Origin of the sequence: Microbacterium sp. 2MCAF23 (assembly GCF_052115565.1) — a bacterium.
In the GTDB taxonomy this organism is placed as follows: Bacteria; Actinomycetota; Actinomycetes; order Actinomycetales; family Microbacteriaceae; genus Microbacterium.
In genome coordinates this window covers 158,288-181,214 of the sequence record NZ_JBFRGY010000005.1, presented here as the reverse complement: position 1 = coordinate 181,214, position 22,927 = coordinate 158,288, and the positions used below count along the sequence as shown (strand labels likewise).

The window sequence follows — 22,927 nt, the reverse complement described above, 5'->3', positions numbered from 1 at the left end:
GCAGCCGCACCGCTATCGTCAGAGCATGCAGACGTCCGCGCCGGAGCGCACAACGACCCGCCCTGCCTTCGCGATCGGCACGACTCCATGGGCGATCGTGCGCCTGGTCGGAGCCGCCGCGATCCTCGCCGCTGTCGTCAACCAGCTCGCCGTGACGATGGGCAACGCGCTGCAGGCGACGACCCCCTACGCGTCGCATGTGCCGACCGTGGCGGCGAACTTCCTCAGCTTCTTCACGATCGAGTCGAACATCTGGTCCGCAGTGATGCTCGTGATCGTGGCGGTCTGGAGCCTGCGCTCCACCGGATCCGTCACCCCGGAGCCGCGCTGGATCGCGATCCTGCTCGCCTGCGGCTCGACCTACATGATCGTCACCGGCATCGTCTACAACACCCTGCTGCGCGGCATCGAGCTCCCGCAGGGTACGACTGTGGCCTGGGCCAACGAGATGATGCACGTGGTGGGGCCGCTGCTGATGCTGGCCGACGTTCTGTTCGCGCCACGCCGCCGCTGCCTGGGCTGGGGCGTCGTCGCGATCACCGCGGTGTTCCCGATCGTGTGGGCCGCGTACACGCTGATCCGCGCGAACCTCATCATCAACCCGCGCACGGGCACCCGTGGCTGGTACCCGTACCCCTTCCTCGATCCGGCGAACGTCGGCGGTTACGGCGGTGTCGCGGCGTACATCGCGGCGATCGCGGTCGCGATCCTTGCCGTGGGCGCGGGCGTGGTCTGGGTGTCCCGCAAGCGCGGATCGTAGAAGCCGGGCGGCACCGGATCCGGCCCGTCCTCCCTCATTCAGGGGAAGACGGGCCGGACCTCGAGCGGTCAGAGCCTCAGCGCCACGTGTCGTCGAGCGTCATCGTGCCACCGGACCCCGTGGTCACAGTGCGGTTCGGGTCGCTCTCCCAGGTGACGTTGCCCGCCGCATCCTTGCGGATGTACTTGTACTCGATCGTCGTCGAGCCGGGCAGCGTCACCGTCCCCGTGTACGTGCCGTCGCCGACAGCCGCGAGCGGGATCGCGGCGTCCGGACTCCAGTTGCCGAGGGCGGGGGATCCGCCGACGATGTACGCCGTCTGGCCGGGGTCGAGGGTCGCATGCAGGGTCACCGAGGCGTCCACCGTCGCCCCGGCATTCCAGCCGTCGTTGAACGCGAGAGCGCCGTCCGCGGGCACGGTCGCGGTGCGGTTCGATCGCGATTCCCACTCCACGGTGCCGTCCGCCGACACCTTCGCGTACTTGTACTCGAAGGAGGTGCCCGCGGGGATTGCGGCCGAGGCGCGCCACACCGGGTATGCGGCGGACGAGAGCGCGAGGCCCTTCGCCGGATCCCAGGCGCCGAGCGCCGGATCGCTGCCCACCACGACGAGCCTCTGCCCGGCGTCGACCGAGGCGTACGCCGTGAACGCGACCGCCGCGACGGGAGCCGTCGTGGGCTTGCTGACGCGGGCGTCCTTGGAGATCACGAGGGCCGACAGCCCTGCCACGGTCGTCGCGAGGGATCCGTCGGCCGCCACCGTCACGGACGGACCGGTGCAGTGGTTGCCCACCACGTGTCCGGTGACGAGGTTGCAATAGCTGCCGGCGGCGAGACCCGTGTCGAAGGTGCGGGTGAGGGATCCGCTCTCCTTGTTCACGACGACGTAGCCCGCCCCCTCTCGCGCGAAGGCGATCGCATCGGATCCGTCGCTCCACCAGCGGGTCACGGCCGCGCCCGACGCAGTGCTGCGGAACGCCACCATGCCCACGGTCGCGTCGGCGCGATCCTGGCAGAGCCAGCCGCCCACGCCCGACGTCGCCGCGTTGCAGGCGACCGGAAGCACGGTGCCGCCGGCGTCGGAGATGGGGCCCGCGTCGGTGCTCGTGAAGTGGTAGCTCGACAGCACGAGCGGATGCCCATACGGCCAGGCGAGCTCGAACACCGTGGCGAGATCGTTCAGCGCGCCGTCCTTGTAGGTGACCGAGCCACCGGAGCCATCGCGCTCGGTGTCGTGACTGTCGGTGTAGACGACCGAGGTGTCGGAGGCGTTGAACCCCCAGGCCTCGCCGAACATGTTCAGCCAGGACAGGGATCCGGTCTTGAAGACCCGGGAGATCTGCGTGCCGTAGCGATCCTCGATCACGCTGCCGACGGGCAGGTACTCGCTCTTCTGGATGGGGCCGCCGTCGAGCACCTCCTGGTAGATGTACGCCGGGCGATCGAGCCTCGCCGTGATGGCCTGCAGGTCGGCAGCGGGGATGTGCTTGGCCGCGTCGAACCGGAAGCCGTCGACGCCCAGGGCCAGCAGGGAGTTCAGGTAGCCGGCGAGCGTCGCCTGCACGTGCTCGGTCTCGGTCGCGAGGTCCGAGAGTCCGAGTAGCTCGCAGTTCTGGATCTCCCAGCGGTCGTTCCAGTTCGCGATCCAGTCGTCGCCGTTACGACCGCAGTGGTGGAAGTCGCTGTTCGAGTACAGACCGGGGTAGTCGTACTTGGCGAATGTGGAACCGTCGCTGCCGACGCCGCCGGTCTGCTGGCCGCTCATGTGGTTGAGCACCGCGTCCACATACACCCGCACGCCCGCGCGGTGGCACGCGTCGACCATCTGCGCGAACTCCTTGGGCGTGCCGTAGCGGCTTTGCAGAGAGTAGGAGACCGGCTGATACGCCTGCCACCACGGGTAGCCCTGGTCCTTCAACTCGACGTGCGCCTGCGGCGGCGAGACCTGCACTGCGCCGTAGCCGGCCGGGCCGAGCACGTGCCTGCACTCGTCGGCGACCGACTTCCACGGCCACTGGAAGAGATGCGCCGTGACGTCCTTCGTCGCGGCGGCGGCCGGATCCGCAGCGGGTGCCGGAGCCTTCGTCGCGACCGTCGGCGTCGCGGCCAAGGCGGACGGGGCGACCAGCACAGCGGATGCGATCAGCGCGGCGGCCGCGAGCGCCGTCGCGATTCTGCGGGGGAAGAGTGTCATCGTCGACTCCTTGCCGCGCGGCGGGCGCGCGCGATCGTGCCCGAAAGTAGCAGGGCGCCCGCTCATTGTGCAAGCGTTTCCAGAGAATCTGCGCTTTTCCTCGCAACACCGAAGCATGCTGTTTGCGTTGTGGCTCAAGAAGCCATTGCAAACGTTTCCAACGGTCGGATCATGAGCCGCCCCCGGCACGATCTGGCCGCCATCTCTCAGGTCGACCATTCCAATGGTATTCTGATGGCATGAAGGCGACCATGGACAAGGCAGGGCGGATCGTCATCCCTGCGACGATCCGCGAGCGCCTCGGGATGGTGCCAGGGCCGGTGGACCTGATCATCGACGGAGACGGGATCCGGATCGAGATCGAGACGCATGACAACGTCACCGAGAAGGATGGTCGACTGGTCATCACCGGCGGGCCCGTGCTGACCGCCGACGACATCCGCGAGCTTCGCCTTGCCGACCAGCGCTGACCTCCTCCTCGACACGAGCGCGGCGCTCGCGGTTCTCCGAGATGCAAGTCCGTCGCACGATGTGGCCTTCGAGCTCACACAGGGGTTGACGCTGGGCCTCGCAGGCCATGCGCAGTTCGAGACTTACTCAGTTCTGACCCGGCTCCCCGGAGACAATCGACTCAGCGCTGCATACGCCGCGCAGATGATCGCCCGCGAGTTTCCCGCATCGGCCGCGCTCCCGCCGGGCGTCGCCCGCGATGCCGTGACCACGTTGAGCCAGGCGGGTATCGCCGGCGGCGCGATCTACGACGGCTTGGTCGGCCTCGCCGCAAAGGCCGCCGGTGTCCCGCTGCTCTCCTGTGACCGTCGCGCCATCGGAACCTACGCGGCTCTCGGCGTAGACGTGCGCCTGATCTGAGCGACTTCGCATCCGCCCGGTCCTGCGTCACTCGCGCACCCCTGCCCGTCGCCCCGCCCGGGTGGGCCTCCCCCGAAATGCACCCCCTGCCCGCCGATAGACTGGATCCCATGTCCAAGGTCCTCCAGTCTCTGCCCGTCGGCGAGCGCGTCGGCATCGCTTTCTCGGGAGGCCTCGACACCTCCGTGGCCGTCGCGTGGATGCGCGACAAGGGCGCCGTCCCGTACACGTACACCGGTGACCTGGGCCAGCCCGATGAGGACGACATCGCGTCGATCCCCGGCCGCGCACTCGAGTACGGCGCCGAGGATTCGCGCCTCATCGACTGCAAGACCGCGCTCGTCGAGGAGGGCTTCGTCGCCCTGGCGTGCGGCGCGTTCCACATCCGCTCCGGCGGCAAGACCTACTTCAACACGACGCCGATCGGCCGCGCCGTCACCGGCACGCTGCTCGTGCGCGCCATGAAGGAGGACGGCGTCGACATCTGGGGCGACGGCTCCACCTACAAGGGCAACGACATCGAGCGGTTCTACCGCTACGGCCTGCTGGCCAACCCGCGTCTGCGCATCTACAAGCCCTGGCTCGACGCCGACTTCGTCACCGAGCTCGGCGGACGCCAGGAGATGAGCGAGTGGCTCGTCGCGCACGGCTTCCCCTACCGCGACTCCGCCGAGAAGGCGTACTCGACCGACGCCAACATCTGGGGCGCCACGCACGAGGCGAAGACCCTCGAGCACCTGGACGTGTCGCTCGAGACGGTCGACCCGATCATGGGCGTGAAGTACTGGGACCCCTCCGTCGCGATCGAGACCGAGGACGTCACGGTGACCTTCGCCGGCGGCCGTCCTGTCGCGCTCAACGGCGTCGAGTTCGCGGATCCGGTGGAGCTCGTGTTCGAGGCCAACCGGATCGGCGGCCGGCACGGCCTGGGCATGAGCGACCAGATCGAGAACCGCATCATCGAGGCCAAGTCCCGCGGCATCTACGAGGCCCCCGGCATGGCACTGCTGTTCATCGCCTACGAGCGCCTCGTCAACGGCATCCTGAACGAGGACACTCTCGCGACCTACCACGAGCAGGGCCGGCGCCTGGGCCGCCTGATGTACGAAGGCCGCTGGCTCGAGCCGCAGTCGCTCATGCTGCGCGAGTCGATCCAGCGCTGGGTCGGATCCACGATCTCGGGCACCGTCACGATCCGGCTGCGCCGCGGCGACGACTGGACGATTCTCGACACCGTCTCTCCCAACCTGTCCTACGGCCCGGAGAAGCTTTCCATGGAGCGCGTCGGCGACGCCGCGTTCGGACCCGTCGACCGGATCGGCCAGCTCACGATGCGCAACCTCGACATCGCCGACTCGCGCGCGCGCCTCGAGCAGTACGCGAGCATGGGCCTTGTTGGCGGAGCCACCGGCGAGCTCGTCGGCCGGGTCACCGCGGGAGAGTCCGGGGAGATCGCGGCTGCGGTCGAGGGCACGACCCTCGCCGACACCGAGGAGGCGCTGGCCGACGCGGTGGATGCGGCCAGCGAGGGCGCGGCGTTCGACAGCGGCACGGACTGAGGCCTCCCGGGCTCCATAAGCCCTCGGCGGATCCGCCCGATCAAGAAGCAAAGAGCTTATCTTCGTAGAAGATCAGTGATAACCTTTTTTCATGATCGCCGTGATCCTCGACATCGTCGGATCTCGCGGGCTCGATGACCGTTCGGGCGCCCAGCACGCGCTCGATGACGCCATCGCGCGCGTCGAGGCCGACCGGCCTCTCGCGAGCAGCCCGCTCCGGCCGACGGTGGGCGACGAGCAGCAGGGCGTCTACCCCACGCTCGACGCCGCGCTCGCGGGGCTGACCCTGCTGCGGCTCGCCCTGCCCGAGCACATCGACTGCCGCTTCGGCGTGGGCATCGGGCCGGTCGAGGAGATCGCCTCCGCTGCGGGAGACCTCCCGGAGGGGCCGGGGTGGTGGGCCGCGCGCACCGCGATCGAGCACGTGCATGCGCTGCAGAAACGCACCGTGCCAGGAGCCCGCACCTGGGTGGTCGCGCACGAGGCCCAGCCGGACGCCGCGCGCCTCCTCGCCCATCAGGCGAACATCGGGCTGATGACGCGAGACCAGCTCATCAGCGACATGAGCGCGCGCACACGGCGCCTCACCTATGGCCGCTGCCTCGGCGTCTTCCAGCGCGACCTCGCGGCCGCCGAGGGCATCACCCAGCCCGCTGTCTCGCAAGCACTCGCCTCGTCGGGTGCGGGAGCGATCATCGAGGCGTTCAGGCTCCTCGCCTGACCGGTTGCGCGGCCAAACACGAAGCGACGACTCTCACAGCCCCGGCCTCACACAGGGGCGGGGGCGGTCTCGTCCCCGGCGAGGCCGAGCGCCCGAGCGATGTCGCCGATACGCGGGTCGGCGGTGGCGGCGGCTTGGACGGCGTCCCTGAGAGGCGCGATGAGCACGGCACCGGTCTCGGTCGGAAGCAGATTCCCCTGAACATCGATAAGAAGCGGAGCGCCGATCAGAGTCTCGAGGTCTGCAAGATGGATCCGCAGTTCTGAGGCGCGAACATGGAGCGCCTCCGCCGCGGCGTCGATGTCGCCGTGGTGCGCGACGAGCAGGAACACGGCGCTCGTCAGAACGATATCCGTACGCGTGGACGGAATCGTGTCAGAGAGCCGGGCAGTCGGGCCGCTCCCAGACTGTCGTCGGATGGTCATGACGTGCTCTCCCGTTCGGCTGTGGGACGCGCTCGAACGGCGCGGCACCCGGCGACCGCTCCATCGGCGAAGGCGGGCTCGCGGGACCGGCGGCACTACGAACCGCACTCGGTGTCGCGGCGTTCCTGGATCATCAGCTCATCCACGGCGCTCCTTGTCGAGGCTACGTAACGGGCCGGGCTCAACTCAGGATTCTCACCCCGCCCTTCACCCCGCCTCGCAGCCCTCGCTACGAACAAGCTCGGCGGAATCGGGAACGAGGACGCCGGCTTCCCGAACGATCTCGAGGGCTCGCGCTCGCTCAGAGGTGCCCAGCTTCCGGTAGATCGACCTCAGCTGCGTCTTGATCGTGTTGCGAGACACTTCGAGGTGTTCCGCAATGCCCGCGATCCGAGCGTCCGGGTGGACGCTGAGAGCGCGGAGCACCGCAAGTTCGCGAACAGTGAGCTTAGCCGCCGTAGGGCTGACGGCCTCCTCGTCTGCAACCGTCGACAGGAGACGGGCCAGAATCACCGGCGGAGCGTCGTGGTAGGTGATCTCGGCCAGCGACCGCAGGTCGCTCAGCGGTGCGGCGAGCAGTGCCGCCGGCAGGGCGTGCAGCTCCGCCATCTCGACCGCGGCGCGAAAGCTGTCACGGGCCAGCTCGTGCTGGGACTTACGGAAGTGGAGCGCAGCTTGGATCGCCTGCAGCTCGACGACGCTGCGCGGAGAGTCGGCGACGCGTTCCCTGGCGAAGGACGCATCGAGCTCGGCGGCACGGATGTCGCCGAGCCGCAGATGCAGCGCCGCTCTACCCGCTGAGATCCACACCCCGAACTGTTCCTCAGACACCGAGGCGAAGCGGGCGACGGCACGGTGCCGATACCCCTCGAGGAGGTCGAGGCGGACGCGTGCGAACATCTCCGTGATCCGCCCGAGGTGGCTTCGCGGCGAAGAAGCGCATGCCCGGTCGAGTTCGGCGGTCAGCTCTGCTGATTCCGGGGCCGGCAGGAAGCTGCGCCAGATCGTGCCGAACGACGCGCACACACGCTCGTGATCATAGAACGGGACGGACTTGCTCTGCGCCAGGTGCGCCAGTGCCTGCGGGAAGGCGAGGCCGTCCGCGGCCATCACCGCCGATGCGAACTGCACAGCCGGCGGCGTACCCGACGCGTCGGAATTGGCGCGATGGAGGATCGTCGCCCGCTGCACCCATTGCTGCGCCGATGACATGCGCCCGCGGAGTGCATCATCTGCGGCGAGTTCGCCGGCCGACTCGATCGCCGGTCGCACCTGCCCGATGCTGATGCTCCACGCATAGGCCTCCTCGAGAAGATTGCGCCCCTCCGAGGCGTCGTCCACCGCTTGCATCATGCGTGCCCAGGACAACAGGTGCTGGGGAAGCGCATGAGCCGCGGCTCGACGCTGCTGCTCAGCCATCGCTCGGTAGAAGGCGACGGCGTGCCGGACCGCGCCGCGAGCCGATGCGACCGCACCCCGATCCAGCATCTGCGATGCCTGCTCGGTGAGCTCGGTCAGGTAGAGCAGCAGTTCACCGGCGTGATCACCAGGCGAGTGGACCGAGGGCGGGCTCGTGCGCAGGATCAGCTGTCTCGTCTCAACGAGATGCCGCCACCGCCGGGAGTCCCGTCGGCGCTGATCCTCGGGCAAGGCGAACGCCACCGCATGCACGGCGTGCGGCGCCGTCCTCAACAGGCTTGCCCAGTGCAGCTCGACCAGGTCGATGGCAACGTCCCAGTGGCTGTCCGCGAGGGCCGCGAAGATACTCCGGATCACGCTCTCGTCGGCCGCGGACGCGCGGCTCATAGCAGTCCTTCTCGTCGGGCCGCGGCCCGGAGCGCACCGCGATCGTTGACGGCGAACTTCCGGTAGAGCGCACGCAGGTGCGTCCGCACGGTGTTGCGGGTGATGCCCATCGCCGCAGCGATCTCCTGCTCGGAAGGATCGCCAGTCAGCAGGCCGATGATCCGTGCCTCCTGCGGGGTGACATGCACCTCCGGCTGCGCGGCCGGGGGCGTCGGTATCCGCCCCTGCCGCAGCGTCATGATCGGGGCCACGTCGTACAGGTGCGGAAGATGTTCGACCAGGGCCCGAAGATCCTCCACGGGGATCACGCCCAGCGGCATGTAGGCGTCGTTCTCCACCGCCAGTGCGGCGGCATCACGGAACACTTCGCGTGCAGCGACCGGGTTGCCCTTGCGCAGCAGCGACGCGGACAGCACCGCATACGCCTCGATCTGGATTCGAGGGCACGTGCCGCGCGATCCCAGCACGAACCGCGCCTCCCGCTCTGCCGTGTCCAGGTCGCCGGACAGCATGTATGCGGCCGCGAGCCGCGCGGAGGCGAACAGACCGGTCGCGGCGGCATCGTCGGTCAGCATGCGGATCGCCGCGGACGCCTCACCCCGCAGCAGGAAATAGTCCGAGCGGACCACCCTGTTGTGCTGGTCGATGAACGGGATGAGTGAGGCGGCCGGCAAGAACGCGCTCACCGACGCATCGAACTGGTTGAGGATCGACGGGCTCACGGCGCCCGTCGTCCTGGCATGGCCGAGCAACCGGGCGCCGGCCACGAACGGAGTGCGATCGCGCGCATCCGCGTCGGCGATCCCGTCCGACAGTTCCGCCGCGTGGGTCGGCTCCAGCCGATCCAGGGCGCGCATCGCCCGCGCGAGGATACCGCTCACCCGCGCCGTGGAGAACGAGCCATCCGCGTCGCTCACAGCGCCGTGCCTTTGAATCCACGCATCGGCGGTGATGCCATAACCGCAGATGGCGAGCAGCCACGCCAGCTCGCCGGACGCATCCACTTGCACCCGGACGTTCGATGTGGCCACGGCGCCGGCGAACGCCGTGGCGAAGAGATCGAAGGCCTGGTCGCTCCGCCCTGCGACCACATACGTGAGTGCCCACTGGAACTGCAGCTCTGGAAGCAGCTGCCGACCCACAGGGTCCTGCGTCGTGACCTCCACCGCGGCGATCCGGGCTCGGTCCACGCGCTCGGCCGCCGCGTCGATCCTTCCCGACGTGCGCATCGCGGTCGCCTGACTCGTCCACAGCACCGTACGAGTGAGTGCGGAATCGTGCGCCCGAGGCTCTCGAGCCGGATCGACGTAGAGCGCCGGTCGAACACGAGGATCGAGGCGCATGTGCCGCGCGTAGGAACGCAGCGACACCCATTCAGGACGCTCGTCGAACGCCTCGGGCGGCAGCGAGTCCCCGACGATCTCGATCAAGGACGCATCGGAGCTGCTCAACCGCCCCCAGTTCGCCACGACGAGATCAGCGGCGCCGCGCCAATCGCCTTCCGCGAGCGCGCGGAACACCTGCGATCTCACGGAGCGCTCGTCACCCTCGGACATCGCTGCGCCCCCGCTCTCTCGCGGGTGCCGAGGCGTCCGTGGGCACAGGATGACCACATCGACCGGCAGGGCGATCGGCGCGCGAACGCCGTCGGCGCGCGCGACCGAGAGCCTGAAGCGATACTGACGAAGCCGAGCTCCTCATCCCGCGCTCACCCCACATGAGTCGTGACGTCATGGGATGCGACCGGCACTGGGGACCGGCCGCATCCTGCGCCGGCGACGCGGCGCGCGGCGCAGGCCCCTGTCGTCGACAACGGGAGCGTGCATCCGATCACCGATGCTAGAGACCCTTCCTCCGTGCCCCCGTGCATATCTCATCCCTTCGTTCACCCGGGCGACGCCGCGCCCGAGAGGGGAGGGTCGCCGCGCTTCGCGCGCGATGACCGTCCCTCAGAATGAGACGCCGCCTCGACCCGTTCATTACGGCGAAGCGACCGCCTGTGTCGTGCTCATCTAACTTGCACACTCGTGTGTACTTTAGATACACTGGTGGGGTGACAGACACCACCGCACCGCGCCGTCAGCGCAGGGACGCCGCCGAGAACCGGGCCGGCATCCTCGCCGCCGCCTCGCAGACCCTGGCCGCGGATCCGCATGCGTCTGTCGACCAGATCGCCCGCGCCGCCGGCCTCAGCCGCCGCGCGCTCTACGGCCACTTCGACGACCGCTCCGCCCTTGTGCATGCGCTGATCTCCTCCGGCGCCGCGCGCTTCAACGCGATCGCGCAGCGGGTCGACGACGCCGACAGCCGCATCGCTCTGGCCCGCCTCACCGCGGACCTGTGGCACGAGGCCGCGCACGTCCAGGTCGCCGCGGCGATCGCGCTCGACGACGCGCACGTCGAAGAGACCGCCGCCGCGCTCGCACCCCTGCGCCGCGTGCTCGCGGCGCTCGTCCGCCGCGGCCAGGAGGACGGCGAGCTGCGCCAGGACATGGCCGCCCCCACGCTCGCGCGTCTCATCGAGGAGAGCGCCCGCACCGTCGTCACCCGCACCGACCCCTCCTCCCCCGCCGCGGGGGACATCGCCGTACGCGCCGTGCTCAGCATCGCCGGGCTCGGCTGGCGCGAGATCGACACGCTGCTCACCGCGCACCCCGAGCTCACGTCCGCCGGAGCGCCGGATACGCTTGCCACGATTCCCGCCGAGGAGGGCCGCGCATGAGGATCGCCGTGCACGACGTCAGCAAGGGCAAGAAGGGCCACGCCCTGCCCACCACATCGCTCGAGATCGAGACGGGCCACGCCCGGTTCGTGCTCGCCGAGACCGAGCTGCGCCCCACGGTGCTGGGGCTCATCGCCACCGGCCGGATGCGCCCCGACACGGGCGAGGTCACGATCGACGGCACCCGGAACGACCGCGACCTGCGCCGCCGCATGGCGCTCGTCGACGCCCCCGAGGTCAGCGACCCGCACCCCGGCGTGACGCTCGCCGCCGTCGTGGGCGAGGAGCTCATGTTCGCGGGCCTCCCCGCCACCCCGCTGCACGCCCGGCGCTGGCTCGAGCAGATCGGCTTCGCCGAGCTCGCCGCGCAGCCGATCGGCACGATCAAGCCCTCCGTGCGCGTGCGCGTCATGGCCGAACTCGCCGTGCTGCGTGACGACGTGGAGGGGTTCGTGCTGGTCTCCCCCGATCGCCACGGCGGACGCCCCGAGGGCTGGTGGCGCATCGCCACGGAGTTCGCCGAGCGCGGTTTCGCCGTGCTCGTGATCGTCGGCGGATCCGCGGCCGCCGTCATCGAGCGGCTCCCCGAGGCGCTCGAGACCGACTACCCCTCCAACGCCACGGTGCCGGTGCGCCCGCTCGCCGACGTCACCGGATCGACCACGGTGAGGGACGCAGATCCGGATCCGGTCGCGCCTGTAGACGTCGAGCCGGATCCGGTCATCGAGCCGGATCCGGTCCCCTCCCCGGTCGTTGAGCAAGCGCAGCGAGACGAAACGCCGCAACCCGATGAAGACGGCGTTTCGTCTCGGTCGACTTCGCCGTCCTCGCTCAACGACCCCGTCGAGGAAGACGACACCGACACCGACAACCCCACCGACACCGAGAACGGAGCCGCGCGATGAAGATCCCCGCGATGATCGGCGCCGAACTGCGCCGGCTGACCGCGACCCCCATGGCCGTGATCGCCTTGATCGCGCTGATGGCCGTGCCGATCCTGTACGGCGGCCTGTATCTGTGGGCGAACCAGGATCCGTACGGCAAGTTCAGCGAGGTGCCTGTGGGCCTCGTCGTCGAGGACGCCGGGTCAACCTCGAACGGCACCACCACGAACTACGGCGAGAAGGTCGCGGACAACCTCGTCGAGGGCAAGGCCTTCGACTGGAACCGGATGAGCGCCATTGCCGCGCGCGCGGCCCTCAAGAACGGCGACGTCGACTTCACGGTGACGATCCCCAAGACCTTCTCCGAAGCACTGCTCTCCTCCTCGGGTACGAGCCCGCACCAGGCACGGATCGAGCTCGCGACAAATGACGCCAACAACTACCTCGCGTCGTCGATCGGATCCGGAGCCGTCGAGAAGATCCGCCGGTCTGTCGCCGAGATGGTCGGCCAGGAGGCCGCGGACAAGCTGCTCACCGGGCTGAGCGACGTCCGGGACAAGCTCGGCGAGGCGGCCGACGGCGCTTCGCAGCTGCACGACGGTGCGAACACCGCCGTCTCGGGCAGCGGGCAGCTCGCCGACGGCACGGCCCAGCTGGCCGACGGCGCCGCACAGCTCGCCGGCGGCACACAGCAGATCGCCGACGGATCCCAGCAACTCGCCGACGGCGCGGCGACCCTCGCCAACGGCGCGCAGCAGGTGAGCGACGGCAATCAGCAGATCGCGCAGTACGCGAACGAGGCCGGATCCCTCGTGCAGCAGGCGACCGACACTCTGCCCCAGGTGCGCAGCGACATCGCGACCGCCCTGGCGGACCGCGGACTCTCGCAGCCCGAGATCGACGCGGTGCTGGCGAAGCTGGATCCGCTGGGCGACAAACTGCGCAGCGGCAACGACACCGTGCAGGGCGCGGTCGGCAAGATCGACCAGCTCGCCGACGGCAGCGCCCAGGTCGCTTCCGGCAGCGCCACGCTCGCCGACAAGTCGCAGCAGCTCGCCGAAGGCGCGCAGACCGCGGCGTCGGGCGCGGCGACGCTGAGCTCGGGCGCGGCGAGTGCGCGCGACGGCGCGAAGGCCCTGCACGACGGCCTCGGCACCCTCGCCACGGGCATCGGCACCCTGCACGACGGCCTCGCCGCCGGTGTCGACGCGATCCCCGCGTCCACACCCGACCTGCGCGAGCAGCAGGCGAAGACGATCGCGAACCCCGTCGACGTGTCCAGCGACAAGGTCGCCGCGGCCAAGGACTACGGCCAGGGCCTCGCACCGTTCTTCGCCGCGCTGGCGGGCTGGATCGGCATCTACGCGCTGTTCCTCATCATCAAGCCGATCTCGCGGCGCGCGGTGACGGCGCTGCACTCGCCGATCCGGATCACGCTCGCCGGCTGGCTCACGCCCGCGGCGTTCGGGGCGCTGCAGATGGTCGGCCTGCTCGGCGTGCTCGCCTGGGCCCTCGGGTTCACGTTCCAGAACGGCTGGGGCGCCCTGGGGATCATGGTGCTCGCCTCGGCCACCTACGCCGCGATCATCCTCACGCTGAACGTGTGGCTCGGATCCGTGGGGCAGTTCATGGGCCTCGTGCTCATGGTGCTGCAGCTGGTGACCGCAGGCGGCACATTCCCCTGGCAGACGCTGCCGGCGCCGCTCGCCGCCCTGCACCATGTGCTGCCGATGGGATACGTCGTCGACGCCATGCGCCAGCTCATGTACGGCGGGCAGGTCGGGAGGGCCTTGACGGATCTGGGAGTGCTGGGGATCTGGATGGTCGGATCCCTGCTGCTCGCGATGATCGGGGTCACCCGGATGACGCACAAGCGCACCCTGCGCGACCTGCAGCCCAGCTTGATCGGCTGAGCCGCGGCGGGCGGGAGCCCCGCGCTAGGATGCGAGGACGTCTCACGAGCTGCGACCCGATCCGCCGCTTCATGGGACTCCGTGTCACGCGAAGGAGCGCCCATGTCGTCTGCCGATCCCACGGTGAAGCCCCGGCCTCGCATCGGGCGGATCATCGGGCGCACCGTCTTCGGGGTGCTCGCAGGTGTCGTGATCCTCGCCACGGCGGCCGCTCTGGTCCTGGTGTGGACCGTGCAGCGCTCGTTCCCGCAGACCTCGGGAGAGCTGGCGCTGAAAGGGCTACAGGCGCAGGTGACCGTGCAGCGCGACGACCGTGGGATCCCGACCGTCACGGCCGACAACACGCACGATCTGTTCTACGCGCAGGGCTTCGTACACGCGCAGGACCGGTTCTGGGAGATGGACTTCCGCCGGCACGTGACGAGCGGCAGGGTCGCCGAGCTGTTCGGATCCTCCCAGGTCGCCACCGACGAGTTCCTGCGCACCCTCGACTGGCACGGCATCGCCGAGAAGGAGGTGGCGGCGATGGACGCTACCACCCGCGGCTACTACCAGGCCTACGCGGACGGCGTGAACGCCTACCTCGCGGACCACAAGGGCGCCGAGGCATCCTTCGAATATGCCGTGGTCGGCATGACCAATCCGGACTACACCATCGAGAAGTGGACGCCCGCCGACTCCGTCGCGTGGCTCAAGGCGATGGCCTGGGATCTGCGCGGCAATGTCGAGTCCGAGACGACGCGCGCGCTGCTCGCCCCCACCGTCGACGCGGCGACCATGAACGAGATCTACCCCGCCTACCCGTTCGACGAGCACCCCGTGATCGTGCCCACCATCACCCCGATGGAGCAGGGCGGCGGATCCGGGGCGGCGAGCGCGCCGGCCGGCACCGGTGCGGGCGCTTCGACGAGCTCAGCGACCGGCGTGACGTGGACCACCGCGCGCAACACCCTCGAGGCTGTGCAGACGCTCCTCGGAGATCCGGGCGAGGGCATCGGATCCAACTCCTGGGTGGTCTCCGGATCCCTCACCGCGACCGGCAAGCCGCTGCTCGCGAACGACCCGCACCTGGGTGCGGCGCTCCCCTCGGTCTGGTACCAGATGCAGCTGCGCTGCCGCACGGTGAGCACCGCCTGCCCGTTCGACGTGGCCGGGTTCTCGTTCTCCGGCCTGCCGAGCATCGTGATCGGGCACAACGCGAACATCGCCTGGGGGTTCACGAACCTCACCACCGACGTGACCGACCTGTACATCGAGAAGATCGACGGCGACAGCTACTGGCGCGACGGCGTGCGCGTGCCGCTGCAGACGCGCACCGAGACCGTCAAGGTCGCGGGCTCCGGCGACATCACGCTCACCGTCCGCTCCACCGCGCACGGCCCGATCGTCTCCGGGCTGACCGACGACTTCACCGCACTCGCGAAGACCCCGATCGTGGGGCGCACCGACACGGCCTCACCGGGGGGCGAGACGGGCGTCGCCCCCGATGCCGCGACCGACGCGCTTCCCGGCCAGTACGCGGTGAGCCTGCGCTGGACCGCACTGGATCCGGGCACCACGTCGACCGCCATCTTCGCCATGAACACCGCTGCGGACTTCACCGGTTTCCGGCATGCGGCGTCGCTGTTCGACGTGCCGGCGCAGAACCTCATCTACGCCGACCAGAAGGGCAACATCGGCTACCAGACGCCCGGACGCCTGCCGATCCGCGGTGCCGGAAACAGCTACTTCCCGCAGCCGGGCTGGTCGAGCACGTCCGACTGGACCGGGTACATCCCCTTCGAGAAGCTCCCCGTCTCGTACAACCCGGACGAGGGCTACATCGTCACCGCGAACAACGCGATCGTGCCGGACAGCTACCCGTATTTCCTGTCGCGCGACTGGGACTACGGCTATCGCGCCGCACGGATCGTCGATCTCATCGAACGCAGCGCGAAGCAGCATCCGCTCACGACGCAGGACATGCGCGACATCCAGTTCGATCAGCAGAGCTGGATCGGCAAACAGCTCGCGGCCGAGATGCAGGAGTTGCCGCCCTCGAAGGATGCCGGTGTGCGCAAGGCCGTGAAGCTGCTCAAGACCTGGGACGCGCAGGCCACCGCCGACTCGCCCGCCGCGGCCTATGCGAACGTGCTCTGGCAGAAGCTGGCGCTCAACCTCTTCGCGAACCGCGAGCATCCGCTGCCGATGGACGGGCAAGGACGACTGTTCACCGTGGTCGGACCGATGCTCGAGAACCCGGATGACCCGCTCTGGACCAACCCGAAGATCGGCGTCACGGGGCGCAACGAGATGCTGGCCCTGTCGGCGAAGCAGGCCTACGACGAACTCTCGACCGCGCAGGGGCCGGATCCGGCTCGGTGGAACTGGGGCGACCTGCACGCGATCACGCTCACCCATCAGACGCTCGGCAAGAGCGGCATCGCACCGATCGAGTGGCTGTTCAACCGCGGACCGTACCCCGTCGGCGGTGGATCCTCCCTCGTCGACGCCACCGGCTGGACACTCGGCGGCCCCTACGCGACGACCACCGTGCCGTCGATGCGGATGGTCGTCGACCTCTCCGACTTCGACGCTTCCACGTGGAACCACCTCACCGGCGCGAGCGGCCACGCCTTCAGCCCGCACTACACCGACCAGACCGAGAACTGGTCGAAGGGCGTGCAGTCCCCCTGGGCGTTCACGAAGAAGGCCGTGGATGCGGCCGCCGTGGACACGCTGGTGCTCAAGCCCGCGGGCTGAGCCTCGCCGTCCTGCGGCCGTGGGCGCCCCGCTGCTCGCGGCCGAACTCGGCGCGATGTGATGAAGTGGTGGGGTGAGCACTCCCGATCTGACACCGGCGCTCGGCGGGAGCGTCACCGCCTTCGTGGAGGGCTCATCCACCCTGATCGTCGAGCGGACCGGATCCGGATCGGACGTGTTGCTGCTCGTGCACGGCCTGGGCATGGGGCGCAGCGTCTTCGCCGAACTCGCCCGCCGCCTCGACGGCACCGTCGTCGCCGTCGACCTGCCGGGATTCGGCGCGGCGCCCGAGCCCGAGCTGCCGCTCACGATGCCCCAGCACGCCGACCTGATCGCCGCGCACCTCGCCTCGACCGGCACACCGCCGGTGACCGTGATCGGGCACTCGATGGGCAGCCAGGTGGCGGCGGAGCTGGCGGTGCGCCATCCCGACCGGGTGCGTGCGGTCGTGCTGGCGGCGCCGACCGTCGACGCCGGCGCCCGACGCGTGGTGAGACAGGGGCTGCGCTTCCTGCACGACACTGCCTCGATCGATCCCCGCGTGGTGATCCGCGGCGTGCGCGAGTACCTGCGCGCCGGCCCGCACATCGTCCGCAAGATCCGTGCCACGGTCGCGCATCGCCCGGAGCAGGTCTATCCGCGGATCTCCGTGCCCACGCTGGTCCTGCGCGGCTCGCGCGATCCGGTCTGCCCGCCGGTATGGACCCGTTCCGTCGCCGACGCGATCCCCCAGGGCGAACTGGCGGAGATCCCGGGCTGCGGACACGAGACGATGATCCGCGACGCAGGCCCCGCGGCCGACCGGATCCAGGAGTTCCTCTCCCGGATCTGACGGGGCGACGACGGGCGCGCTCAGAGCGTCCAGGTGTGCACGGGCTCTCCGGTGTGCATGCGCTCCAGGTAGTCGGCGAGCATGCCGTGCAGCGCCTCGGACCGCGTGGCGCCGGCACGCTCCCGGGCTGCGACGGCCTCCCGCTGCCAGACCGTGCCGTTGCGACCGGTCAGGCATCGCTGCTCGATGACCCCGAGGTATCGGTCGCGCGCGGCCGCATCAACACCGAAGCCCTCCAGACCCTCCGCGGCGAGCGGCAGAAGCCGCCGCAGCACGAGCTCGCGCGGACCGATCCAGCCCACCTCGGGCCAGTACAGCCGAGACTCGATGCCGTCGCGTGCCGCGGAATGCAGGTTCTCCTCGGCGGCGTCGAATGTCATCTGCGTCCACAGCGGCCGGTCGGCCAGGGCGAGACTGCGCACCAGGCCGTAGTAGAACGCGGCGTCGGCGAGCACGTCCACGATCGACGGCCCGGCGGGAAGCACGCGGTTCTCGAGACGCAGGTGGTAGCGGTCGCCGTGCCCGTCGTAGATCGGCCGGTTCCACCGGTAGACGGTGCCGTTGTGCATGCGCAGCTCGGCGAGCGCGGGGGTGCCGCCGCGCGCGAGCACCTCGAACGGATCCTCCTCGGTCGTCACCGGGAGCAAGGCCGGGAAGTAGCGCGAGTTCTCCTCGAAGAGATCGAAGATCGAGGTCACCCAGCGCTCACCGAACCACACGCGCGGGCGCACCCGCTGGTTCTTCAGCTCGACCGAGCGCGTGTCGGTGGCCTGCTCGAACAGGGGGATCCGGGTCTCGTGCCACAGCGCCCGCCCCGCGAAGAACGGCGAGTTCGCGGCCAGGGCCACTTGCACGCCGGCGATGGCCTGCGCCGAGTTCCAGTAGGCCGCGAAGTCGGCCGGGTCGACCTGCAGGTGCAGCTGCACCGAGGTGCACGCGGCCTCGGGCAGGATCGTGTCGCACACGATGTCGAGGCTCTCCCGACCGCCCGCGCCGGTGAGGGCGGCGCCGTCGAGGCGCAGCTCGATGTCCTCCCCGCGGGCAGCCAGGATCTGCTGACTGAGCAGGTCGTAGCGCGGATCCTCGGAGAGCCACTCGCTCGTGAAGTGGTGCTCGTCGAGCGTGGGGAGCATCCCGATCATGGCGAGCCCGCACCCCGTGCTGCGCGCCTTCGTATCGGCGGCGTTCAGCGCCTCGCGCAGGGATTCCTCGAGCCGGATCACCTCGCCGCCGGCGAGGGGGCGCGGTTCGACGTTGATCTCGATGTTGAACTGGCCGAGCTCGGTCTGGAACGCGGGATCGGCGATCGCCTCGAGCGCCCGTGCGTTGGCCATGGCCGGGTCGCAGGCGTCGTCGACCAGGTTCAGCTCGATCTCGAGACCCAGCCGCGGCTCGGACACCTCGAACTGGCCGTCGGCGAGCATGCTGGCCAGGGCGTCGAGGCACCGCGCCGTCTTCTCGCGGAACTGCGTGCGGTCCTGCCGGGTGAACACCCGATCATCGACACGGTCTCCCATGAGCAGAAGCTACTCGCCCCGCGTCCGCGCGTCGAGGTCGGATCCGTCGACCCGGGACCTCAGACGCCGCTCACCCGCGCACCTCCGACCGCACGCCGTCCTCGCCGGAGACCGGGATCACGGCGCCTTCCCGGATCCACAGCGGAACCGTGTCGAAGGCGTGCGTCTCGCGGCGCCAGCCGCCTCCCTGAACCTGCTCGCGCGTGAACCAGTTCGTCCACCGGCCGCGGGGCAGGTAGTACTCGACCTCGCCCGATGCCGTGAACACGGGGGCCACCAGCAGATCGGAACCGAGCATGTACTGCCGGTCGAGGTAGCCCGCCGCGGGATCCTCTGGGAACTCCAGCGCCATCGGGCGCATGATCGGGCGACCACTGCGATGCGCCTCCTCGCCGGCCGCGACGAGATACGGCCGCAGGGAGCGCTTGAGCTTCGCGAAGGCGCGGGCGACGTCGACCGCGCTCTGCCCCGGCTCCTCCTCGCCTGTGTCGAACGCCCACGGCACCCGGTAGTTGGTCGAGCCGTGCAGGCGCGAGTGGCTGGAGAGCAGGCCGAACGCGAGCCACCTCTTGAAGACCGCCGGATCCGGATCGCCCTCGAAGCCTCCGATGTCGTGACTCCAGTACCCGAACCCGCTGAGCGCGAGCGAGAGCCCGCCGCGCAGCGACTCGGCCATCGACACGAACGAGGAGGAGTTGTCGCCGCCCCAGTGCACCGGCATGCTCTGGCCACCGGTCGTCGCCGAGCGGGCGAACAGCACCGCCTCGCCCTCGCCGCGCTCTTCGACGAGCACGTCGAACACGGCCCGGTTGTACAGGTGCGTGTACCGGTGGTGCATCGCCTCGGCATCGCTGCCGTCGTGCCACGCCAGCCTTGTCGGGATCCTCTCGCCGAAGTCGGTCTTGACCGCGTCGACGCCCTGCCGCAGCAGGCGGCGGATGTAGCCCTGGAACCAGGCCGTGGCCTCCGGGTTCGTGAAGTCGACCAGCGCCATCCCGGCCTGCCAGAGATCCCACTGGAACACGGATCCGTCGGGCCGCCGGACCAGGTACCCGTGCTCCATGCCTTCGTCGAACAGCCGCGACCGCTGGGCGATGTACGGGTTCACCCAGGTGCTCACGCGCAGCCCCCGTTCGTGCAGACGCGCGAGCATGCCCTCCGGATCGGGGAACACCGCCGGGTCCCACTCGAAGTCGGTCCAGTGGAACTCGCGCATCCAGAAGCAGTCGAAGTGGAACACCTCGAGCGGGATGTCGCGCTGGTCCATGCCGTCGATGAAGCCGTTGACGGTCGCCTCGTCATAGTCGGTCGTGAAGCTCGTGGACAGCCACAGGCCATACGACCAGTCCGGCACCCTGGCCGGCCTCCCGGTGAGGCGGGTGTACCGGTCGAGCACCTCAGCCGGAGTGGGGCCGGCGATCACGAAGAACTCCAGGCTCTCCCCCGCCACCGAGAACTGCACCTGCTCGACTGCCTCGGATCCGACCTCGAACGAGACATGGCCGGCGTCGTTGACGAGCACGCCGTAGCCACGGTTGGAGAGATAGAACGGGATGCTCTTGTACGACTGCTCGCTCGACGTGCCGCCGTCGGAGTTCCACACGTCGACGGTCTGTCCGTTCTTCACGAAGGGGCCGAACCGCTCGCCGAGTCCGTAGATGAGCTCGCCGACGTCGAGGCTGAGCTGCGCATGGATGTAGTTCGCCGCCTCGGCCTTCCCCTCGCGGCTGATGCCGTCGGATCCGACGGGCTCGGCCACGACCGCGGCGTGCGAGGCGAGCGCGATCGAACCGATCGAGCGGTGACCGCTGGTGGTGTACACGCCGCCGTCGTGCTCGAAGGAGAGCTCCCACGGCGCACCGCGGCGGATGCGCGCCCGCAAGGCGCCGGCGTCGAGCACGCCGCCGGCGTCGTCGACACGTGCCTCGGCGCGGTGCGCGGGGTCGGCATCGAGCGCGAACGCACGACCGGCACCGGCTGCACCACGATGGTGTTCGATGCGCACCCGGATCACGCCCTCGGCGGGGCTCGCCAGCGACACCGTCAGCATCGGGCGGTTGAGGGTGTCGCCACGCGAGGCGATCACCCGGGTCGGCGCCCAGACGGTGAGCTCGCCCTCCTGGGCGGTGAGATCACGCGCCTCCTGCGCGTACAGCGCGTCGACTCCGGGGCGGAGCTGCCAGAACCCGTCGGTGAACTTCATTACTTGACTGCTCCTGCCGTGATGCCGCGCGTCAGCGTGCGCTGGAAGATGAGGAAGAAGACGAGCGTCGGCAGCAGACCGAGCAGCGCCGAGGCGCTCGTCGTGGTGACGTCCATGAGCCGGTCGCCCTGCAGCGCCGTGATCGCCACGGGCACCGTTTGGTTCGCGTTCGACACGAGGAACGTCAGGGGGATGAGGAACTCGTTCCACGTCCAGATGAAGAAGAAGATGAGCAGCACCGACAGCGTCGGCCGGGAGATCGGGAACACCACACGCCACAGGACGTGCCAGCGACCGGCGCCGTCGAGCGCCGCCGCCTCGAGCACCTCCTTGGGGAACGTGCTGAAAACGGAGGAGAGCAGGTATGTGCCGAAGGCCGACTGGATGACCGTGAAGGTGATGATCACCGACCACGGGTTGTCGTACAGCCCGACCTGCTTGAACAGGAAGTACAGCGGATACAGGAGCACCTCCTGCGGCAGCATGTTCGCCAGCAGGATCAGCACGACGATCCACAGCCGTCCCTTGATCCGGCCGATGCCGAGCGCGAAGGCGTTGAGCATCGACAGCCCCACCGCCAGCACGGCGACCGTGCCGGAGATGAAGAAGCTGTTCCAGAGCTTGAGCGGGAAGTCGACGCGGTCCCAGAACGCGCTGATCCCGTCGAAGTAGAGCTCCTTCGGCAGCGAGAGCGGTCCCGAACTGTTGTAGTCGCCGGGCGACTTGAACGAGTTGATCAGGATCAGCAGCAGCGGCACCGCGATGAGCAGGCCCAGCACGATAGCGACGGCGAGGACCACCCAGTCGGACGGCCGGCGTCGCGCGATTCCCCGGCGGCTCATCGGGCCTCCTCCTTCTCCATGCGGTTCTGCACCAGGATGAAAACCACGCTCACGATGGCGATGACGACGGTCAGCGCGGTCGCGATGGTCGCGCCGTAGCCGACCTGCTGCGACTGGAAGAACTCGCTGTACGCGTAGTACGCGGGAACGATGGTCGACGTGCCAGGACCGCCGCGGGTCAGCGCGTAGACGGGCCCGAAGACCTTGAGCGCGGCGATCGTGCAGGTCAGCGTGACGACGAAGATCTCGGGCCGGATGATGCCCACGGTGATGGCGCGGAACCTCTGGAACCAGCCGGCGCCGTCCAGTTCCGCCGCCTCGTACAGCTCCGGGTCCACCCGCTGCAGCGCCGCCATGAAGATCACCACCGGATAGCCCAGCTGCACCCAGACCATGATCACCATGATGCTGACGAGCGCGGTGTCGCCGCTGCCCAGCCAGTTGTGCTGCAGTGCGCCGAGACCGATCGCCTCCAGTACCTGGTTGAGCGCGCCGTTCTTCGGGCGCAGGATCCAGCCGATCACGATCGCCGCGATCACGGCGGGGAGGATCTGCGGCAGGTAGTACGTGGCGCGCAGGAAGCTCGCGACCCGGCCGCCGAACTTCTTGCCGATCAGGTCGAACAGCATCGCCGCCAGCAGAAGGCCGAGCAGGGTCGGCACCACGACCATCGCGACGATCATCGCGACGGAGTTGCCGAACGAGGTCCAGAACACCTCGTCGCCGAGCAGCTCCTGCCAGTTGCTCAGCCCGATCCACTGCGGAGGCCGGATGCCGCGGTATCTCGTGAACGTGAGATAGACGTTCCAGGCCAGCGGGATCAGGATGATCACGATGAGCAGGATCAGCCCCGGGAGCAGATAGGGCCAGAATGCGCGCGGGCGCGACCCCGGGATGAGGCTGCGTGCGTCGGACATGCCGTCGTCCTTTCGGTAGA

The 22,927-nt window shown here is 69.3% G+C and carries 18 protein-coding genes; 10 read left to right on the top strand and 8 right to left on the bottom strand.

From position 1 onward, the window contains the following. Window positions 1-25: 25 nt before the first annotated feature. Window positions 26-760, top strand: a complete 735-nt coding sequence (locus AB4078_RS07425) for a Pr6Pr family membrane protein (protein WP_441976582.1) — start codon at window positions 26-28, stop codon at window positions 758-760. 76 nt (window positions 761-836) lie between these two features. On the opposite strand, the gene AB4078_RS07420 is transcribed toward AB4078_RS07425, so the two are convergent. Beyond that, window positions 837-2,954 (bottom strand): carbohydrate-binding module family 20 domain-containing protein, encoded by a 2,118-nt coding sequence (locus AB4078_RS07420; protein ID WP_441976581.1) that lies wholly within the window; start codon window positions 2,952-2,954, stop codon window positions 837-839. Window positions 2,955-3,193: 239 nt separating this feature from the next. On the opposite strand from AB4078_RS07420, the gene AB4078_RS07415 reads away from it, so the two are divergent. From AB4078_RS07415 to AB4078_RS07400, 4 genes are all read left to right on the top strand, one after another. Continuing rightward, entirely contained in the window at window positions 3,194-3,424 is a 231-nt protein-coding gene (locus AB4078_RS07415) for an AbrB/MazE/SpoVT family DNA-binding domain-containing protein (RefSeq protein ID WP_441976580.1), read from the top strand. Next, on the top strand, window positions 3,408-3,824 hold the full coding sequence (locus tag AB4078_RS07410) for a PIN domain-containing protein (protein ID WP_441976579.1): 417 nt from the start codon (window positions 3,408-3,410) through the stop codon (window positions 3,822-3,824). Before AB4078_RS07415 ends, AB4078_RS07410 begins: the two co-directional genes overlap by 17 nt. Window positions 3,825-3,934: 110 nt before the next feature. Then, window positions 3,935-5,383 (top strand): argininosuccinate synthase, encoded by a 1,449-nt coding sequence (gene argG / locus AB4078_RS07405; RefSeq protein WP_441976578.1) that lies wholly within the window; start codon window positions 3,935-3,937, stop codon window positions 5,381-5,383. 91 nt (window positions 5,384-5,474) lie between these two features. Then, window positions 5,475-6,104, top strand: a complete 630-nt coding sequence (locus AB4078_RS07400; RefSeq protein WP_441976577.1) for a SatD family protein — start codon at window positions 5,475-5,477, stop codon at window positions 6,102-6,104. A 47-nt stretch (window positions 6,105-6,151) separates the two neighbouring features. Here the strand turns inward: AB4078_RS07400 and AB4078_RS07395 are convergent, their stop codons facing one another. The 3 genes from AB4078_RS07395 to AB4078_RS07385 form a co-directional block, all read right to left on the bottom strand. Then, a complete protein-coding gene (locus AB4078_RS07395; RefSeq protein ID WP_441976576.1) occupies window positions 6,152-6,436 on the bottom strand; it encodes a helix-turn-helix domain-containing protein in 285 nt (94 codons plus the stop codon). Between the two features lie 300 nt (window positions 6,437-6,736). Then, a complete protein-coding gene (locus tag AB4078_RS07390) occupies window positions 6,737-8,335 on the bottom strand; it encodes a LuxR C-terminal-related transcriptional regulator (RefSeq protein ID WP_441976575.1) in 1,599 nt (532 codons plus the stop codon). Further along, complete coding sequence (locus tag AB4078_RS07385) at window positions 8,332-9,867, bottom strand: helix-turn-helix transcriptional regulator (protein WP_441976574.1); 1,536 nt, start codon at window positions 9,865-9,867, stop codon at window positions 8,332-8,334. Before AB4078_RS07385 ends, AB4078_RS07390 begins: the two co-directional genes overlap by 4 nt. A 521-nt stretch (window positions 9,868-10,388) precedes the next feature. On the opposite strand from AB4078_RS07385, the gene AB4078_RS07380 reads away from it, so the two are divergent. The 5 genes from AB4078_RS07380 (at window position 10,389) to AB4078_RS07360 (ending at window position 17,428) form a co-directional block, all read left to right on the top strand. Further along, entirely contained in the window at window positions 10,389-11,057 is a 669-nt protein-coding gene (locus tag AB4078_RS07380; RefSeq protein ID WP_441976573.1) for a TetR/AcrR family transcriptional regulator, read from the top strand. Next, window positions 11,054-11,962 carry a hypothetical protein gene (locus AB4078_RS07375; protein WP_441976572.1) on the top strand — a complete coding sequence of 303 codons (909 nt, stop codon included), beginning with the start codon at window positions 11,054-11,056 and terminating at the stop codon, window positions 11,960-11,962. The genes AB4078_RS07380 and AB4078_RS07375 overlap by 4 nt, the downstream gene beginning before the upstream one ends. Next, a complete protein-coding gene (locus AB4078_RS07370) occupies window positions 11,959-13,854 on the top strand; it encodes a YhgE/Pip family protein (RefSeq protein ID WP_441976571.1) in 1,896 nt (631 codons plus the stop codon). Before AB4078_RS07375 ends, AB4078_RS07370 begins: the two co-directional genes overlap by 4 nt. 102 nt (window positions 13,855-13,956) lie before the next feature. Then, a complete protein-coding gene (locus AB4078_RS07365; RefSeq protein WP_441976570.1) occupies window positions 13,957-16,596 on the top strand; it encodes a penicillin acylase family protein in 2,640 nt (879 codons plus the stop codon). Window positions 16,597-16,669: 73 nt separating this feature from the next. Continuing rightward, entirely contained in the window at window positions 16,670-17,428 is a 759-nt protein-coding gene (locus AB4078_RS07360) for an alpha/beta fold hydrolase (RefSeq protein ID WP_441976569.1), read from the top strand. Between the two features lie 20 nt (window positions 17,429-17,448). On the opposite strand, the gene AB4078_RS07355 is transcribed toward AB4078_RS07360, so the two are convergent. The 4 genes from AB4078_RS07355 to AB4078_RS07340 all read right to left on the bottom strand — a co-directional run bounded on the left by AB4078_RS07355 (window position 17,449) and on the right by AB4078_RS07340 (window position 22,907). After that, complete coding sequence (locus AB4078_RS07355) at window positions 17,449-18,945, bottom strand: glutamate-cysteine ligase family protein (protein ID WP_441976568.1); 1,497 nt, start codon at window positions 18,943-18,945, stop codon at window positions 17,449-17,451. Window positions 18,946-19,015: 70 nt separating this feature from the next. Next, window positions 19,016-21,148, bottom strand: a complete 2,133-nt coding sequence (yicI, locus tag AB4078_RS07350) for an alpha-xylosidase (protein ID WP_441976567.1) — start codon at window positions 21,146-21,148, stop codon at window positions 19,016-19,018. Continuing rightward, on the bottom strand, window positions 21,148-21,990 hold the full coding sequence (locus tag AB4078_RS07345) for a carbohydrate ABC transporter permease (protein ID WP_441976566.1): 843 nt from the start codon (window positions 21,988-21,990) through the stop codon (window positions 21,148-21,150). The genes yicI and AB4078_RS07345 overlap by 1 nt, the downstream gene beginning before the upstream one ends. Continuing rightward, a complete protein-coding gene (locus AB4078_RS07340) occupies window positions 21,987-22,907 on the bottom strand; it encodes a carbohydrate ABC transporter permease (RefSeq protein WP_440732788.1) in 921 nt (306 codons plus the stop codon). Before AB4078_RS07340 ends, AB4078_RS07345 begins: the two co-directional genes overlap by 4 nt. Between the last annotated feature and the right edge of the window lie 20 nt (window positions 22,908-22,927).